The sequence below is a fragment of the Hyalangium minutum genome (genome assembly GCF_000737315.1).
In the GTDB taxonomy this organism is placed as follows: Bacteria; Myxococcota; Myxococcia; order Myxococcales; family Myxococcaceae; genus Hyalangium; species Hyalangium minutum.
In genome coordinates, this window is sequence record NZ_JMCB01000008.1 from 119,644 (window position 1) to 134,703 (window position 15,060).

Genomic DNA, 15,060 nt, shown 5'->3' on the forward strand with positions numbered 1-15,060 from the left:
ACTCCAGCGGTCGACACTGTGGCAGCCCCTCCCCTTTTCACATCCCGCGCCAGCAGCCCCACCTTGAACCGGACCGGTGTTGCCCTGGGAGGGGCTGCCTCCCAGGCTGCCCTCATGAGTCTCCTCACGCGCGGTTCATGCCTATCAAGAAGGAAGCACCGAGTGCGGCCCGGCGCTGGACCGCACCTCACAGACGGCCTCGAGGAGGGAGCAGGCCATGGAACTGACGATGCCGCCGAAGAAGGGGCCCGTGACGCGAGGCGTACCTGGGCAGGAGCCAGGCCCACGAGAGGAGCCCCCTGCCCTGGTGATCTGGTTCGAGTCTCTCTCCCGAGGAGACACGGCCATCGCGGGGGGCAAGGGAGCGAATCTGGGGGAGCTACAGAAGGCGGGCCTGCCAGTGCCTCGGGGCTTCGTGGTCACCGCCGCGGCCTTCCAGGCGTCCATGGAGCCCATCCGCTCCAAGCTGACGGACCTCTGGCGGCGCATCGATCCGGACAAACCCGAGTCGCTCGCCATCCTGTCCGATGAGCTGAAGAAGCTCGTGCGCAAGATCGAGTTCCCAGCCTCGTTGCGCTCGGCCCTGCTCTTGGCCTATCGCCAGCTGGGGAAGGATCGAGCGGTCGCCGTCCGCTCGTCCGCGACGTCCGAGGACACGGCCGCCACCTCGTTCGCGGGGATGCACGAGACGTTCACCAACGTGGTGGGAGAGGAGGCGGTGCTCGACAAGGTGCGCGAGTGCTGGAGCTCCGCCTATGGCCAGCGCGTAGTGGCCTACCGCAAAAGCCAGGGTGTCTCCGAGGAGCCCACCCTCGCCGTGGTGGTGCAGGAGATGGTGGACTCGGCGCGCTCGGGGGTGATGTTCACCGCGGATCCGGCGACAGGCAGCCGGGATCGGCTCATCATCGAGGGCGCCTTCGGACTGGGCGAGGTGGTCGTCGGCGGGCAGGTGGAGCCGGACACCTACGCTGTGGACAAGCAGCACATGCGGGTGCTGGAGGTCCGCGTTGGCCACAAGGACTACCAGATCGTCCGTGAGGGACACGGGCAGGAGCGCCGCGTGGATCTGTCGCCCGAGGAAGCGAGCCGCCGCGTGCTGAAGGACGAAGAGGTGCTGGAGCTCGCGCGGCTGGGGCTGAACGTGGAGCAGCACTACGGCTCGCCGCAGGACGTGGAGTGGGCCGAGTCGGGGGGGCGCATGTACCTCGTCCAGTCGCGGCCCATCACCACCCTGACGGAGACTGTGGGCCCAGCGAAGAGGTTGTCCCGAACGAAGGAGCCCGTGCTCGTCACGGGGATGGGCGCCTCCCCTGGCATCGTCTCGGGCCGCGTGCGCGTCCTACACAAGCCCGAGGAAGGGCGGCACCTGCGCAAGGGCGAGATCCTCGTGGCGCCGATGACATCTCCGGACTGGGTGCCCACGCTGCGCCGGGCCGCCGCCATCATTACGGACAGCGGCGGAATCACGTGCCACGCCGCGATTGTCAGCCGTGAGCTGCGGATCCCCTGCGTGGTGGGGACACGCATGGCCACTCGGGTGCTCCGCGATGGGGAGGAGATCACGGTGGATGGCGCCACGGGTCAGGTGCGCGCAGGGCTGGAGGAAACTCCTACCGCCGAGCCCACGAACGCCACCGTCCAGAGAGCCCCAGCCATGGCTGTGAGTCCCGGGGATCCGGAGCCGCTGGCCACGCGCCTCTATGTCAACCTGGCGATGCCGGGACAGGCGAAGGAAGTGGCGGCGATGCCGGTGGACGGTGTGGGCCTGCTCCGCGCCGAGTTCATGCTGACGGACGCGCTCGGGGGAGTGCACCCGAAGCGGCTGCTAGCGCTCGGGAGACGCCAGGAGTTCATGGACAAGCTGTCCGGGTCGCTGCTGGAGATCACCCGCGCATTCCGGCCACGACCGGTCGTCTATCGGACCACGGACTTCCGCACCAACGAGTTCCGGGGACTGGAGGGTGGCGCCGAGTTCGAGTCCGCCGAGGCCAACCCGATGATCGGCTATCGCGGCTGCTACCGGTACATCCGTGAGCCGGAGATCTTCCAGCTCGAGCTGGAGGTACTGGCGCGGGTACGCGAGGAGACGTCCAACCTGCACGTGATGATTCCCTTCGTGCGCACGAAATGGGAGCTGGAGGCGTGCCTGGAAGCCATCGATCGAAGCCCGCTGGGGCGGCAGCGAGGGCTGGAGCGCTGGGTGATGGCAGAGGTGCCCTCGGTGGTGTACCGCATCCCCGAGTACGCGCGCATGGGCATCACGGGCGTGTCCATCGGCTCCAATGATTTGACGCAGCTCATGCTGGGGGTGGATCGGGACTCGGAGGTGTGCGCGGAGCTGTTCGACGAGTCGGACGCGGCGGTGCTGGATGCGATTGTGCGCATCATCCGGGCCAGCCTCGAGGCGGGCATCACCTGCTCCTTGTGTGGCCAGGCGCCCTCCAACCGCCCCGAGTTCGCCGAGCACCTGGTGCGCGCGGGCATCACCTCCATCTCGGTGGACCCGGGGGCGGTGGGCTCGGCGCGGAGGGTGATCGCGGCAGCAGAGCGGCGCTTGCTGCTGGAGGCCGCGAGGCAAGGAGGCGCCCGTGGAAGCGACGATGCGCGCGATGGTGCTCCCAGCGCCTGGACAACCCCTGCGGGAAGAACGATGGCCCCTGCCCATCCCAGGTCCTGAGCAGTTCCTGCTGCGAGTGCGGGCCTGCGCGGTGTGCCGCACGGACCTGCACGTGCTGGACGGCGAGCTGCCGCACGCGAAGCAGCCACTGGTGCTCGGGCACGAGATCGTCGGGACGGTGGTGGGCCTGGGCTCACGGGTGACGGACCTCGCCCTGGGCACGCGCGTGGGAGTACCGTGGCTCGGATGGACGTGTGGCCACTGTGGCGCATGTACCTCGGGCCGGGAGAACCTGTGCGCGGAGGCGCGCTTCACGGGGTACCAGCTCGATGGCGGATACGCGGAGTACACGGTGGCCGATCACCGGTTCTGCTTTCCGCTCCCCGAGGGCTACCCGGATGTGCAAGCGGCGCCGCTGCTGTGCGCGGGGCTGATTGGGTACCGGAGTCTGCGGCTTGCGGGCCCAGGCGAGCGACTGGGGCTGTATGGCTTTGGAGCGGCGGCCCACGTCCTCATTCAGGTGGCACGCCACCAGGGCCGGAGGGTGTACGCCTTCACACGCCCAGGAGACGCGGCGGGACAGGCGTTCGCCCGAGAACTGGGGGCGGAGTGGGCGGGCAGCTCCGAGCAGTTGCCTCCGGAGCCCCTGGATGCGGCCATCCTCTTCGCGCCAGTGGGAGCCTTGGTGCCCCTGGCCCTGAGAGCGACGGTTCCCGGGGGCGTGGTGGTGTGCGGAGGCATCCACATGAGTGACATCCCCGCCTTCCCCTACGCACTGCTGTGGGGCGAGCGGGTGGTGCGCTCGGTGGCCAACCTGACGCGGCAAGACGGGCGGGAGTTCCTCGCGCTCGCACCGCGAGTGCCGGTACGCACCGAGGTACAGAGCTACCCATTGGAGGCAGCGGCACAGGCGCTCGAAGATCTGCGGGCGGGGCGGGTGCGCGGAGCAGCGGTGCTGGACCTGACCGGCAGCCCAGCCCCCCTTGAGGGGTGATGGAAAACCTTTCCAGGGCGTCCAAGTGCTCACCCATCTTGTGACTCGCCATCAGCGCTGGGCTTCGTGCGTCCACCCGCACTGCTGCTCCTGGTGCTCCTGCTGGGCGGGGCGGTGATGCTGGCGCTCGGGCTCGCGCTGCTTTTCTGGCCCCGCGCGCTCCTTCACTTCTGAGGAGGGCCGCAGACGGGCGATGCCACTCCTCCACCGCCCCACACGTGCCTCCAGGCTACGCCTTCACCTTCCCCTCTGGCGCCGTGCCCTGAACAGCGATCCGCTTCGGCTGGACCGCCAGCGTCTTGGGCACGTTCACGGTGAGGATGCCCTCCTTGAGTTCCGCGCGGATCTGATCGGCGTTGATGCCCACCGGCAGAGAGAAGGTCCTCGTGAACGTGCCCGCCGAGCGCTCGGAGCAGTAGTACGTATCCGTCTCCGAGACCTGCTCGGCCTCGCGCTTGCCCGAGAGGGTGAGGCGGTTGTTGGTGACTTGGATGTCGAGGTCCTGCTCACGAAAACCGGGCACGTCTGCCTTGAAGACGTAGGCGTCCTTCGTCTCCCAGACATCGAAGGCAGGGACATACGTCCCCAGCCGCTCCGGAAGCAGCTGGGACATCGGCTCCAGGTTCAGCATCTCACGCATGGTCTGGAACAGATCCCACGGGAGCAGCGAGCGGCGGGTCGTCGGGACAGCTTCACCTCTCCTGATGATGGCCATATTTCCTCCTGAGATTGACAACTCCCGCACCAGACGGCCTGGTGAGTAGAACCGCCGTGGCTGGGCGGGGGGCGGAACGTGGTGATGGGGCACGCGAGGACAACTGGCCTTCGAGGGCATATGCCCTGGGGTGCAGGAGCCTTGTTGGAATCAGGCTCGGCTCCCTACCTCATGGGTTTATCTGCACGGTGGGCTCTTCAACCTCCCTGCCCAACCCGGGGCGCAGATCGAACGCCCTGCAGCCGCTGGCTCCAAAGACCTTCAGCTCGAAGCGCGAGAGCTCTGGATGAAGGCACCGTGCTTCTTCGCTCGCCACGGGTCTGCGAGAGAGACTCGCGAAGTATTTGCAGTTCTGGCAGTGCCCCCAGTTTCGGTCGGTCATGGTTCTTGCCACCTCCTTTCTGCAAGCTGGACGGTGTGGGCGGAGGCGCCAACTCGTGGCGGACAGGTCCAGCGGTCCCTCCTTGCACCTGCTCGGCACGATCCCACCCGCAAGCATCCGCGCGAACGGTCGCACGGCGCACCTCTCACGCCTCTCCAGTGCAGCTGGGCGGATCGCAACGCGCCGCCCCATGACCGAAGACCATGGCCGTCTGGCCCAGCACTTCGCGCCGCTTCATCTCCTCCCATAGCTCTAGCCCCTCGCGTGAGCGCTCGCCGATGCCAGCAAACACCGCGACGCCACGCAGGTGCTCCACCGCATTGCGGATGAACTCCGTCAGGATGATTGTCTTGCCGACCCCCGCGCCGCCAAAGACCGCCGCTCGCCCGCCGTGGGTGAAGGGAGAGAACAGGGCGATGGCCTTGATGCCCGTCGGGTAGAGCTGTCCCGCCCGTTGGAGCTGCGATGCCCTCGGTGGTGCACGATAGAGCGAGGCCCGCTGGAGCCCCTGGAGCGGCAGGCCGCCATCGAGCACCCGTCCGTGGAGATCAATGACCCGGCCCAGCAGCTCGGAACCCACCGGCACAGTCAGTGGCGAGCCTTCGCTGACCACCGGATAACCCCGGCGCAGTCCTCGAGTCGAATCGAGTGCGCTCCATCCAGCTGACAATGAAGGGCCGATGCCAGCGGAGGCACCTGGTTCTGGAAGCGAACATCCACCACCGTGCCGCGCACCGCGACGACCTGGCCTTGGAACCGGGGGCTCTGTGAGGGCAGCTGGAAGGCCATCGACACACCCGTCCACTCTTCCAATGCCTCATGCGCTCACTGTGGCTTCCATGGGCTTGTCGAGCCCGGCCTCCAAGGCTTCCGCGCGCTGCCGGATGCCCAACAACATCTTCCGCTCCATCAAGAAGTGAAGAGGGCCCAGGAAGAAGGCAACGAGTGGATCTCCCGGTCTCCAGAAGTAGCTGGTGCGGACGCGGGAGACCATGCGCGTGAACCCGTTTTGCGGATAGAGCCCCAACGACCAGCTCACCTGGGACTGCCCTGGCGGCTCCTCGGGACGGGAACCGACCACCAGCGAGCCATAGGGCTCCACGGCCCTCACCGGCAAGTGCAGGCCGCGGCCCGTCGGAATCGTGTCTCCTGGCTCCAGCGTCTGGAACTCGGGCAGCAAGTGCTCCACGGTGGAGATGCGAAGCCCCGCCAGCCGCTCCATCCACTCGTAGCTGTAGAAGCCCTGGGACCCCACCCCAAGCCGAACCAGCCAGGGCCAGATCGCCTCCGGTCGCGCGCGGACGGTAATGGCACGGTTCGAGACGTAGAAGGGCCTCTGTACCAGCTCGTCGCCGGGCATGGGACGCGTGAACTCCTCCTGAGTGGCTCCCCATCTCAAGTGCCAGGGACGCAGGATGAGCCAGTAGGCGGCGAGTCCACCCGTGCCCACGGCGGTCAGCACGCTGGCGAAGCGGAGTCTCTTGTCGCGGCGCATGGCATCCTCCTCGGCACGTCGAACGAGCTGCCCTGAGATTGGGAGATGGCTTGCCTCCCTGCCATGGGACGAGGGGGAGGGTCAGCCGGCCTGGCGCATGGCGCTGTCCCTCACCCTGGAGTACGAGCCATGCGTCGACCGTGGATGCGCCCGCGCTCGATGCGTTGAGACTCGTGAGTTCGCGCTGAAGAAACCTGGAGCGAGGAGCGAGATTGCCGCAGGGTGCCGCTCACGGCGCCGTGGAGCAGTTCCTGGGCCTGCCGCCTGTTCCGTGTCAACGGCTGGCCATCCGCGCCACCGACGGGTCCGGAGCAGCGCCTGAGAGGAGATCATGCCGCAGCCCCTTCCGCCCCTCGAACAGCACCCCTTCCTGCGCGGGCTCTCTCCCGAGCAACTGAGCGCCATTGCCTGCAAGGTCCGCGAGCAATCCTTCCCGGCGGGAGCCCTCCTGCTGCGCGAGGGCGATCCGGCGGACACGCTCTACCTGGTGCGCAGTGGGAAGGTGGTGCTGGAACAGAACGTGCCTGGCAGGGGCCCCACTTTGCTCGAGACGTTGAAGGCCGGCGACATCCTCGGCCTGTCCTGGCTGTTCCCACCCTTCCGCTGGCATCTGGATGCGCGGGCGGTAGAGTCCGTGGACACTTTCGCGCTCGATGCCTCCTGCATGCGCGGCCCCTCGCCGGAGCACCCCGTGCTGGAGCCTGCGCTGGCCATGCGCCTGCTGCGTCAGCTCTACGACCGGCTGGAGCGCGTCCGGCTGCAGCGGCTCGATGTCTACAAGGCGGGAGCATGAGCCTCGACGTTCCACACGTCCCTGGCGTCGCCGGCCCGCTGACGCCCGAACCGCTCCGCGTGCGGAGCCTCCGCCGCGAGACGGCCGACACGTGGACTGTATCGCTCGATGTCTCCTCACGCCCGGGTGGCTTCCCGTTCCAGCCGGGCCAGTTCAACATGCTGTACGTCTTCGGCGTGGGCGAGGTGGCCATCTCCATCAGCGGAGACCCCAGCCGGCCGGCCGAGCTGATCCACACCGTCCGAGCCGTGGGAGCCACCACCCGCGCGCTGTGCCGAGTGGGCCGAGGCGGCATGCTTGGCGTCCGAGGTCCCTACGGCCGGCCCTGGCCACTGGAGGAGGCACGTGGCCAGGACGTCGTCGTGGTGGCCGGCGGACTCGGCCTTGCCCCCCTCCGCTCCGTCATCCTTCACCTGCTGCGCCACCGCGAGAAGTACGGCCAGGTGTTGCTGCTGGTGGGGGCCCGCACACCGGAGGATCTGCCCTTCCGCCGGGACCTGGAGCGCTGGCAAGCGGACTCGCGGCTGCGGGTGCTCGTCACCGTGGACAAGGCGAGCCCTGGCTGGAAGGAACACGTAGGCGTGGTGCCTGCGCTGCTGCGTGACGTGGCGGTGGATCCAGCGCGCACAGTGGCGCTGATGTGCGGCCCCGAGGTGATGATGCGCTTCACCGTGCGCGAGCTGGAGCGGCTGGGCGTGCCCGACGCGCGCATCCACCTGTCGCTGGAGCGCAACATGAAGTGCGCGGTGGCCTTCTGCGGGCATTGCCAGCTCGTGCCGTACTTCCTCTGCAAGGACGGGCCGGTGTTCTCCTACGACCGGCTCCGGTCCTTCATCAGCCTCCGCGAGGTGTGAGATGGCGCGCAAGCGGAAGCGACCCACACTCGCGGTCTGGAAGTTCGCCTCGTGCGATGGGTGCCAGCTCACCGTGCTGAACCTGGAGGACGAGCTGCTCACGCTGGCGGACTCCGTGCGCATCGTCCACTTCGCCGAAGCCACCAGCGTGTCCCTGAAGGGAATGTACGACGTCTCGCTCGTGGACGGCTCCATCACCACACCCCATGACGCCGAGCGCATCCGCGAGGTGCGGCGGCAGTCGCGCCGGCTGGTGAGCATCGGGGCCTGCGCCACCGCGGGTGGCATCCAGGCGCTGCGCAACTTCAAGGATGTCCAGGGCTTCCTCTCCAGCGTCTACGCGAAGCCCGAGTACATCGAGACACTGGCCACCTCCACAGCCATTGCGGACCACGTGCCGGTGGACTTCGAGCTGCGGGGCTGCCCCATCAACAAGCGGCAACTGCTGGAGGTGCTGAGCGCCTTCCTCCAGGAGCGGCGGCCCAACGTGCCGAGCCACAGCGTGTGCGTGGAGTGCAAGCTGCGCGGCAACGTGTGCGTCATGGTGACGGGTACACCGTGCCTGGGGCCCGTGACGCATGCCGGCTGCGGGGCACTCTGCCCTACGTACCAACGCGGCTGCTACGGCTGCTTCGGGCCCATGGAGACACCCAACACCGCCTCTCTGGCCCGCGCCTTCCAGGCCGCGGGGCGCTCGGAGGCGGAGCTCGTCCGGGCCTTCCGCAACTTCAACGCGAACGCCCCGGCATTCCGTGAGGAGAGCGAGCGCCATGAAGAATAGGACGCGAACCCTCCAGGTAGACTCCCTCACGCGCCTGGAGGGAGGGCAAGGCCACGAATGTGCGCCTGGCCATCTGCGAGCCGCCACGCTTCTTCGGAGCCCTGCTGCGCGGGCGTTCGTACCTGGAGGCGCCCGACATCACCTCGCGGATCTGCGGCAGTACCGCGCTCATGTCCATCCTGGGTGGCCCATCCATCCATCCGCCTGAGGCCACCGCCGCCGTTCCCCGCGAGGCAGAGCACATTCTACGGACCCTCACCCTCTCGAAGCAGGAGCGGAGCCTTCCACTTCGCCGCCCATGCGCGGGGCACCAAGGCGGAGGGGGCGCGGCTCTTTCTGGAACTCATCCACGTGAGCGCACGGTGCCGGGCTCTTGTGGACACACCTACGCCCCGGAGCACCACGTGCTGCGATGCCCGGCTTGTGGCGGCACGGAGGGAGTGGAGGGAGGAGCCGAGGGTGATCCGGCTGGCCATCACCGTGCAAGGCGTGGTGCAGGGCGTGGGCTTCCGCCCCTTCGTCCACGCCGCCGCCATGGGCTGGTGGGATGGGTACGCAATAGCACCGACGGGGTCCGCATCGAGGTGGAGGGGCCAGTTCCCAGGGTGGAGGACTTCCGGCAGTCCCTCGAGCGTGAAGCTCCGCCCGCCGCCCGGGTAGCTCGCGCAGCAGTCCCCCGGACACGATGAGGACCTCCGCATCCTCGACAGTGACCCGAGCGCTCCTCCTCGGCCCATCATCCCGGCGGATCTGGCCACCTGCCCGGAGTGCGCCCTCAAGTCGCACCGGCACCTCCGCGGGCCGTTCGTCTTCTGCGATGCCCAGGGAACCTCCCTCAAGCCTCAAGAACGACGCCTGCCGGGACACCCTCCTCCGAGCCCACAAGCGGGCGGGCCTACGTCCCATCGGCTGGCACACGATGCGACACACGTTCGCCGGCCACTGGGTCATGCGGGGGGTACCTCTCAAGGCCGTCCAGCGCGGACGTCAAGAAGGACGCCGTCCGGGCGCTCAAGGGTCGCACTGGGGCACCTGGTGCGGGACGAGGAGAATTTCCCAGTGAAGTCCGGTGGTTAAGAATGCACGAGCCGGGGATCGAACCCGGACGGCCCTTACGGGCCAGCGGATTTTAAGTCCGCTGCGTCTGCCTGTTCCGCCACTCGTGCCCGAGCGCCACAACGGTGTCGGGACCATCTCTCAACTGCTGGACGGCCGCAATGCGCTCAACGGTCGATTCCGGCCCGCCCTTGTTATAAAGCGCCCGCCATGCTCGAGACTGTCACCAAGGGCTTCCGCTCCGCCAAGAACCGCCTCGCCGGCAAGAGCGAGCTCACGCAGGATGTGGTGGATGAGTCACTGCGCGACATCCGCGTCTCCCTGTTGGAGGCGGACGTCGCCTTCGATGTGGTGAAGAAGTTCGTCGCCCGCGTCCGCGAGAAGACCGTGGGCGAGGTGGTGCAGACGACCATCACGGACAAGTCCGGCCAGAAGCGGAAGGTGAGCCCGGCGGACTACTTCGTGAAGATCTGCCACGACGAGCTCGAGGCCCTGATGGGGCCGGTGGACACGAGCCTGAAGCTCAAGCCCAAGGGGCAGCTGAGCGGCATCATGATGGTGGGCCTGCAGGGCTCAGGTAAGACGACGACCACGGGCAAGCTCGCCAACCGGCTGCTCCAAGAGGGACGCAAGCCGCTGCTGGTGGCGGCGGACATCTACCGTCCGGCCGCCGTGGACCAGCTGAAGGTGCTGGGCGAGAAGCTGAAGGTGCCGGTGTACTTCGAGCCCAACGTGCCGCCACCGGAGCTGGCGGCGCGCGGGTACGCTGCGGCGCGGGACCAGAAGTGCGACGTGGTGCTGATCGACACGGCGGGCCGGCTTGCCATCGACGAGGCACTGATGGCGGAGCTGGAGTCCATCAAGGGCAAGGTGCACCCGGACAACATCCTGCTGGTGTGCGACGCGATGATTGGCCAGGACGCGGTGCGCACGGCGGCCGAGTTCGACCGGCGGTTGACGCTGGACGGCTTCATCCTGACGAAGCTGGACGGTGACGCGCGTGGTGGCGCGGCGCTGTCGATCAAGGAAGTGACGGGGAAGCCGATCAAGTTCCTCGGCATGGGCGAGTCGATGGACAAGCTCGAAGAGTTCCGGCCGGACGGGCTTGCGGGCCGGATTCTCGGGTTTGGCGACATCGTCGGCCTGATGAAGGACTTCGAGAAGGTCGTCGACGAGAAGAAGGCCGAGGAGGACGCGCGCAAGCTGCTGTCCGGCAACTTCTCGATGAAGGACTTCGTGGAGCAGATCCGGATGGTGCGGCGGATGGGGCCGCTGAAGGACCTGCTGGAGAAGTTCCCGTTGTTCGGGGATCTGACGGAGCAGCTGAACCCGGACGAGAAGGAGCTGACGAAGATCGAGGCGATGTATGACTCGATGACGGAGAAGGAGCGGCTGCGGCCGGACCTGATCAACGCAAGCCGGGTGGAGCGCATCGCGAAGGGCAGTGGGCGCAAGGCGGAGGACGTGCGCGAGCTGCTGCAGAAGTTCGGGATGATGCAGCAGGTGATGGGGACGATTGGTCAGAATCCGGGGTTGCTGGGACGGATTCCGGGGTTCAAGCAGCTGGGGCAGCTGTCTCAGATGAAGAACATGGACCTGTCGGGCCTGATGGGGAACGACAAGCTGATGCAGCAGGCGATGAGCGGCATGGGAGGCATGGGAGGCATGCCCATGCAGCTGCCGCAGATCGCGCCGGGCTACACGCCTCCGATGGGCCAGGCGGCGATGGCGAAGGCGCGGCTGATGGGCTACGCGCCGCCGTCGGCGGCGGGCAAGCCGGAGGACAAGGACGCCATCAAGGAGCGCCGCAAGCGCGAGAAGGCGAACCGGAAGAAGAACCGGAAGAAGAAGTAGGACTCCCCTCCTTCAGAGCCTCGGACGCGCCCCTTCCGTTTCAGGGACCGTCCGAGGTGTAGCCAAGGCCCAACCGTCTCGCGGCGTGGACTCCTCGTCTACGGCGGCGGACGGTGTGAGCGCCGGACGGAACAGCCAGCCACTGGCATTGGCGTCCAAAACCGTCTTTTCTGCTGAGAATTGGGCCCTTTAGCGGGCGAGGCATATCCACGAAGGGAGTGGACCGCCTTTTGCTCTGGAAGCGTGGCATGACCCTTCTCAATCGTTTCATCCCCTTGGTTGTGGCTGTTCTGATGTCTGCCTGCATCAATGTTCCCGAGGTAGGGGACCCCCTTCCGAATCCGGAAGTCCCGGATGGGGGCACCAAGCCGGACGGAGGAGTTCCTGCGGACTCGACCCCGCCAACCCTCACTGCAACGGTGCCAACGCACGGCTCGACCAACGTGACCACGAGCCCTCAGTTCCAGTTCACCTTCTCCGAGCCCATGAATGTGGGCACGGTGCAGGTATCAATCGCACCTATGGTGGCGCTCAGCACTGGAGTTTGGACGAGCAACAACACCCAGCTCACGCTGCAGCCACTGGCGGCGCTGGCCCAGAACACGACCTACATGCTGTCGGTGGACGGCAAGGACGTGGCGGGCAACGCGCTAACGGACCGAAAGCAATTCTCGTTCGAGACAACGGGGCCTGCGCCCGACACCACACCGCCAACCATCCTCGCCATCAGCCCGTCCTACGGAGCCATCGGGGTGGCACAGAGCGCGACCTTCACCGTGACGTTCTCAGAGCCGATGGACAAAGCCTCGGCCCAGACCGCTTTCGCCATCACGTCGCCTTCGGGGTTCAACGCTGGCGTCTTCACCTGGAGCGCGGAAGGAACCGTGATGACGTTCAACCCAGACACGGACTTTCCTTACGGAACAACCGTGGGATGGCAAGTCTCGATGGCCGCCAAGGACTTGGCTGGAAACACACTGGAGAGCGCCACGGCCGCCTCGTTCCGCGCCATTCGAGTGAACACGGTTACGATTGACTTCGATCCTTACACAAGCGGCTCTGCACTTGCTCCCGATTACGCCAGAACAAGTGCCCTCTACAATCTTGAGAACGTTGGCGACAATACCCAGAATCGCGAGGTGCGGCTCTTTATCGGCTTCAAACTCGATGTCCTGCCAGAAAATCTAGCCCGCATCGCTGACTGCAGACTCAAATGGTTCACATCAAGCCAACAGGGCAGCCCTTTCTCTTCCCTTGGAAGACTCCTTCTTGAAAGAGTCTTCATTGGCGAATCGATTGCATTTTCAACCACGGACACAACCAACCCAAGCTCAAAAGGTCAATATGAGTCAGCCGCTTTAGGCTCGCCCATTATTGTCCTGAACAGTGCCATTCCTGCCACCCTGACTTCCGAAGTCACATCGCTCGTGGCGCTTGACTGGCTTGAGAGAACCAACCGCAACTCCAAGCGTTCTCAGTTCAGACTGCGCTTTGAGGTTCCAAGCAACAATGATGGCCTCCGTGACACCATCGTCTCGGACGTGGAGCAAACCCCCAAGCTGGCAGAACTTCTCATCACCTATGAATACCCTTAAGATTGCGGTATTCGTGCATTCTTCGAGTGCAATTCGATGCTTTGGTTAACCCTGTCGCTTCGGGACAACCAAACCGCGTGCGAGACGGCGCAGCACACGCCGTTTCTGGCGCCTCTTATAGAGTTTGTGAGCATTCTCGCCCTCTTCATTAAGGCGAGCCGTCTCTTCATTCATGATCTGAAACTCAACCAGACAAAACACCACCCTCCCCTTGCGCGGACGAATATCTTTCTCAGGGGGAGGCAGATACGCATCCATCCTCAATGGCATATCCACGATGAAGTTGAGCGCGCGGAATGTGCTACCAGAGAACTGATTGCTGGTGCGGTCTTCTCGGTCTTCGTAATCACGATCCAGATGCAGTTGTGTCGCGTACTGTTCGAAGTGCGGGTGCTCGGCCAGTACTGACTTGAACGGGAGCAGTGAGTTTTCTGTTTGCCCAGGAACCACGAAGTTGAAGGGGAACAGGCGCTGGGTCAAGAAATAGAGAATCGGGAGAATGTCTTCGTGACGCTTCGTGATGATCCTGAACCGCGTGCGATCATAGACCTGCGCAGCCACCGTCTCCTTCTTCGCAATCAGCTTGGTGACCAACGAGTCACGCGTCTTGATGGAATGCGCGAACTCCAGCACAGGCAGACCTTTGGCCTGAATCTCCTGGGCCACACTGAGAACCTTCGCTGTCACCAAATCCGCCAGTTCCGCCTCGGAAACAGGCAACTGGAAGAGAAGGTCACGTCCTTCAATGTGCTGGATCACGTGCATGACCTTCAGGACGATGCAGGCGATCCGGCGATACTTGGGCAGCCCCTTGGCTCCGGAGGCATATAGGAAAAGATCGTGAATCTCCGCTGGGTTCGCCACGGCCTCGGCAACCCGATAGTTGAACGTCTTGCGGAGGTACTCCACAGCGTCCGCCAGGACCGCGCGCGCCCAGGCATCGTCATACAGCCGCGAGACGTCCAGTTGGCAGAGCCGCAGGAAATGATCCACCTCGTCCCGCGATTGGAAGTGCATCCGCCGCCAATCGATAACGGACCCCCCGCGCAAGATGAGCCGCAGGCGCTCCAGTTCTCGAAGGCCCATCTCCTCCACGGTGCAGATCGGGAGTTCGGGCAGTTGGGGGATGAGAGACACGACCTTCACAGCGGCGCTTCTAGCCGAGCCCGTAGGCCGGGGCAATGCAGCGGCGAAACAAAAGGCCCTCCTCCGCTTGGAAGAGGGCCTCGGTGCTGGTGCAAGGAGGAGGGCAACTTTTTCTCTGCCCGCTTGTCGTCGCGGGACCTTGCTCGCTCCGTTTACTTGGCCGCAACCTCACGGTTGTTGCGGTACTCCACCTGCTTCACAACCCGGCCATCCTCGGAGAACTCCTTGGCGGTCCCCTCACGCAGGCCCTCCGAGTACAGGTCCACCTTGCGGACCTTGCCGCTGGGGTAGAACTCCACGACTTCACCGTGGAAGTTGCTGCCCTTGAACATGGCAGTCCCGGTCTTGTTGCCCTTCTCATCAAAGGAGGTCCAGAGGCCAGTGCGGAAGCCGTTCTCAGACTGCCCCTCCGCCTGCTTGGCGCCGTTCGGGTAGAAGTACACAGTGGGACCGTGAGGCTTGAACCCCTGCTCACTCTTCTTCACGCACGCAGTGATGTCGTGCGTCGCGTCCGAACCGCCTTTCTGAACCGTCCCCGCCGGGCAGTTGAGCTTGATGGGCGACGACGCAAACGCCGCAGGGGCTACCGTCATCACAACCATCATCCCGAGAGCCTTGGTCCACTTCTTGGTCAACATGAGGTCTTCCTTTCATCCGCAGTTCGACGGCCTCACCGTCGCTGCCTAGATCAACGGGATCAATTCGGCATTATTCACGAAACTGTTCCCGCAGTTAGCTCACCTTAGAGCACTTTGAACGACAAGACCCCACTCCCGGC

The 15,060-nt window shown here is 65.5% G+C and carries 13 protein-coding genes and 1 tRNA gene; 8 read left to right on the forward strand and 6 right to left on the reverse strand.

Features of this window, described 5'->3' with window-relative positions:
• The first annotated feature begins 217 nt into the window (after positions 1 to 217).
• Both ppsA and DB31_RS21820 read left to right on the forward strand, forming a co-directional pair.
• Complete coding sequence (gene ppsA, locus DB31_RS21815; RefSeq protein WP_240486807.1) at positions 218 to 2,677, forward strand: phosphoenolpyruvate synthase; 2,460 nt, start codon at positions 218 to 220, stop codon at positions 2,675 to 2,677.
• On the forward strand, positions 2,589 to 3,611 hold the full coding sequence (locus DB31_RS21820; RefSeq protein WP_075306122.1) for a zinc-dependent alcohol dehydrogenase family protein: 1,023 nt from the start codon (positions 2,589 to 2,591) through the stop codon (positions 3,609 to 3,611). The genes ppsA and DB31_RS21820 overlap by 89 nt, the downstream gene beginning before the upstream one ends.
• Positions 3,612 to 3,840: 229 nt before the next feature.
• On the opposite strand, the gene DB31_RS21825 is transcribed toward DB31_RS21820, so the two are convergent.
• The 3 genes from DB31_RS21825 to DB31_RS21835 all read right to left on the reverse strand — a co-directional run bounded on the left by DB31_RS21825 (position 3,841) and on the right by DB31_RS21835 (position 6,203).
• The gene (locus tag DB31_RS21825) at positions 3,841 to 4,326 is read right to left on the reverse strand and encodes an Hsp20/alpha crystallin family protein (RefSeq protein ID WP_044191051.1); all 486 of its coding nucleotides are present in this window, start codon (positions 4,324 to 4,326) and stop codon (positions 3,841 to 3,843) included.
• Positions 4,327 to 4,853: 527 nt separating this feature from the next.
• Entirely contained in the window at positions 4,854 to 5,288 is a 435-nt protein-coding gene (locus DB31_RS21830) for a F0F1 ATP synthase subunit beta (RefSeq protein ID WP_169787085.1), read from the reverse strand.
• Between the two features lie 237 nt (positions 5,289 to 5,525).
• On the reverse strand, positions 5,526 to 6,203 hold the full coding sequence (locus DB31_RS21835) for a hypothetical protein (protein WP_044191053.1): 678 nt from the start codon (positions 6,201 to 6,203) through the stop codon (positions 5,526 to 5,528).
• Between the two features lie 331 nt (positions 6,204 to 6,534).
• Here DB31_RS21835 and DB31_RS21840 point away from each other — a divergent pair, with 331 nt between their 5' ends.
• From DB31_RS21840 to DB31_RS50585, 4 genes are all read left to right on the forward strand, one after another.
• On the forward strand, positions 6,535 to 6,996 hold the full coding sequence (locus tag DB31_RS21840) for a cyclic nucleotide-binding domain-containing protein (RefSeq protein ID WP_052420155.1): 462 nt from the start codon (positions 6,535 to 6,537) through the stop codon (positions 6,994 to 6,996).
• Positions 6,993 to 7,850 (forward strand): FAD/NAD(P)-binding protein, encoded by an 858-nt coding sequence (locus DB31_RS21845; protein ID WP_044191054.1) that lies wholly within the window; start codon positions 6,993 to 6,995, stop codon positions 7,848 to 7,850. Before DB31_RS21840 ends, DB31_RS21845 begins: the two co-directional genes overlap by 4 nt.
• Before the next feature lies 1 nt (position 7,851).
• On the forward strand, positions 7,852 to 8,631 hold the full coding sequence (locus tag DB31_RS21850; RefSeq protein WP_044191056.1) for an NADH-quinone oxidoreductase subunit B family protein: 780 nt from the start codon (positions 7,852 to 7,854) through the stop codon (positions 8,629 to 8,631).
• Positions 8,632 to 8,801: 170 nt separating this feature from the next.
• Positions 8,802 to 9,320 (forward strand): acylphosphatase, encoded by a 519-nt coding sequence (locus DB31_RS50585; protein ID WP_240486845.1) that lies wholly within the window; start codon positions 8,802 to 8,804, stop codon positions 9,318 to 9,320.
• A gap of 391 nt (positions 9,321 to 9,711) precedes the next feature.
• On the opposite strand, the gene DB31_RS21860 is transcribed toward DB31_RS50585, so the two are convergent.
• Positions 9,712 to 9,797 (reverse strand) — tRNA-Leu (locus DB31_RS21860).
• Between the two features lie 100 nt (positions 9,798 to 9,897).
• Between DB31_RS21860 and ffh the strand changes: the two genes are divergently transcribed.
• Entirely contained in the window at positions 9,898 to 11,541 is a 1,644-nt protein-coding gene (gene ffh, locus DB31_RS21865) for a signal recognition particle protein (RefSeq protein WP_044191059.1), read from the forward strand.
• 248 nt (positions 11,542 to 11,789) lie between these two features.
• Entirely contained in the window at positions 11,790 to 13,136 is a 1,347-nt protein-coding gene (locus tag DB31_RS21870) for an Ig-like domain-containing domain (RefSeq protein ID WP_044191061.1), read from the forward strand.
• A gap of 45 nt (positions 13,137 to 13,181) precedes the next feature.
• On the opposite strand, the gene DB31_RS21875 is transcribed toward DB31_RS21870, so the two are convergent.
• Together DB31_RS21875 and DB31_RS21880 are read right to left on the reverse strand one after the other, a co-directional pair.
• On the reverse strand, positions 13,182 to 14,282 hold the full coding sequence (locus DB31_RS21875) for a TIGR04552 family protein (RefSeq protein ID WP_044191062.1): 1,101 nt from the start codon (positions 14,280 to 14,282) through the stop codon (positions 13,182 to 13,184).
• 152 nt (positions 14,283 to 14,434) lie between these two features.
• Entirely contained in the window at positions 14,435 to 14,920 is a 486-nt protein-coding gene (locus tag DB31_RS21880) for a toxin-antitoxin system YwqK family antitoxin (protein WP_044191064.1), read from the reverse strand.
• Positions 14,921 to 15,060 lie beyond the last annotated feature (140 nt).

Coding starts and splice junctions, on each gene's coding strand:
- DB31_RS21835 (WP_044191053.1), bottom strand. CDS start 6,203: ATGCGCCGCGACAAGAGACTCCGCTTCGCCAGCGTGCTGACCGCCGTG.
- ffh (WP_044191059.1), top strand. CDS start 9,898: ATGCTCGAGACTGTCACCAAGGGCTTCCGCTCCGCCAAGAACCGCCTC.
- DB31_RS21870 (WP_044191061.1), top strand. CDS start 11,790: ATGACCCTTCTCAATCGTTTCATCCCCTTGGTTGTGGCTGTTCTGATG.
- DB31_RS21845 (WP_044191054.1), top strand. CDS start 6,993: ATGAGCCTCGACGTTCCACACGTCCCTGGCGTCGCCGGCCCGCTGACG.
- DB31_RS21825 (WP_044191051.1), bottom strand. CDS start 4,326: ATGGCCATCATCAGGAGAGGTGAAGCTGTCCCGACGACCCGCCGCTCG.
- DB31_RS21850 (WP_044191056.1), top strand. CDS start 7,852: ATGGCGCGCAAGCGGAAGCGACCCACACTCGCGGTCTGGAAGTTCGCC.
- DB31_RS21840 (WP_052420155.1), top strand. CDS start 6,535: ATGCCGCAGCCCCTTCCGCCCCTCGAACAGCACCCCTTCCTGCGCGGG.
- DB31_RS21880 (WP_044191064.1), bottom strand. CDS start 14,920: ATGTTGACCAAGAAGTGGACCAAGGCTCTCGGGATGATGGTTGTGATG.
- ppsA (WP_240486807.1), top strand. CDS start 218: ATGGAACTGACGATGCCGCCGAAGAAGGGGCCCGTGACGCGAGGCGTA.
- DB31_RS50585 (WP_240486845.1), top strand. CDS start 8,802: ATGTCCATCCTGGGTGGCCCATCCATCCATCCGCCTGAGGCCACCGCC.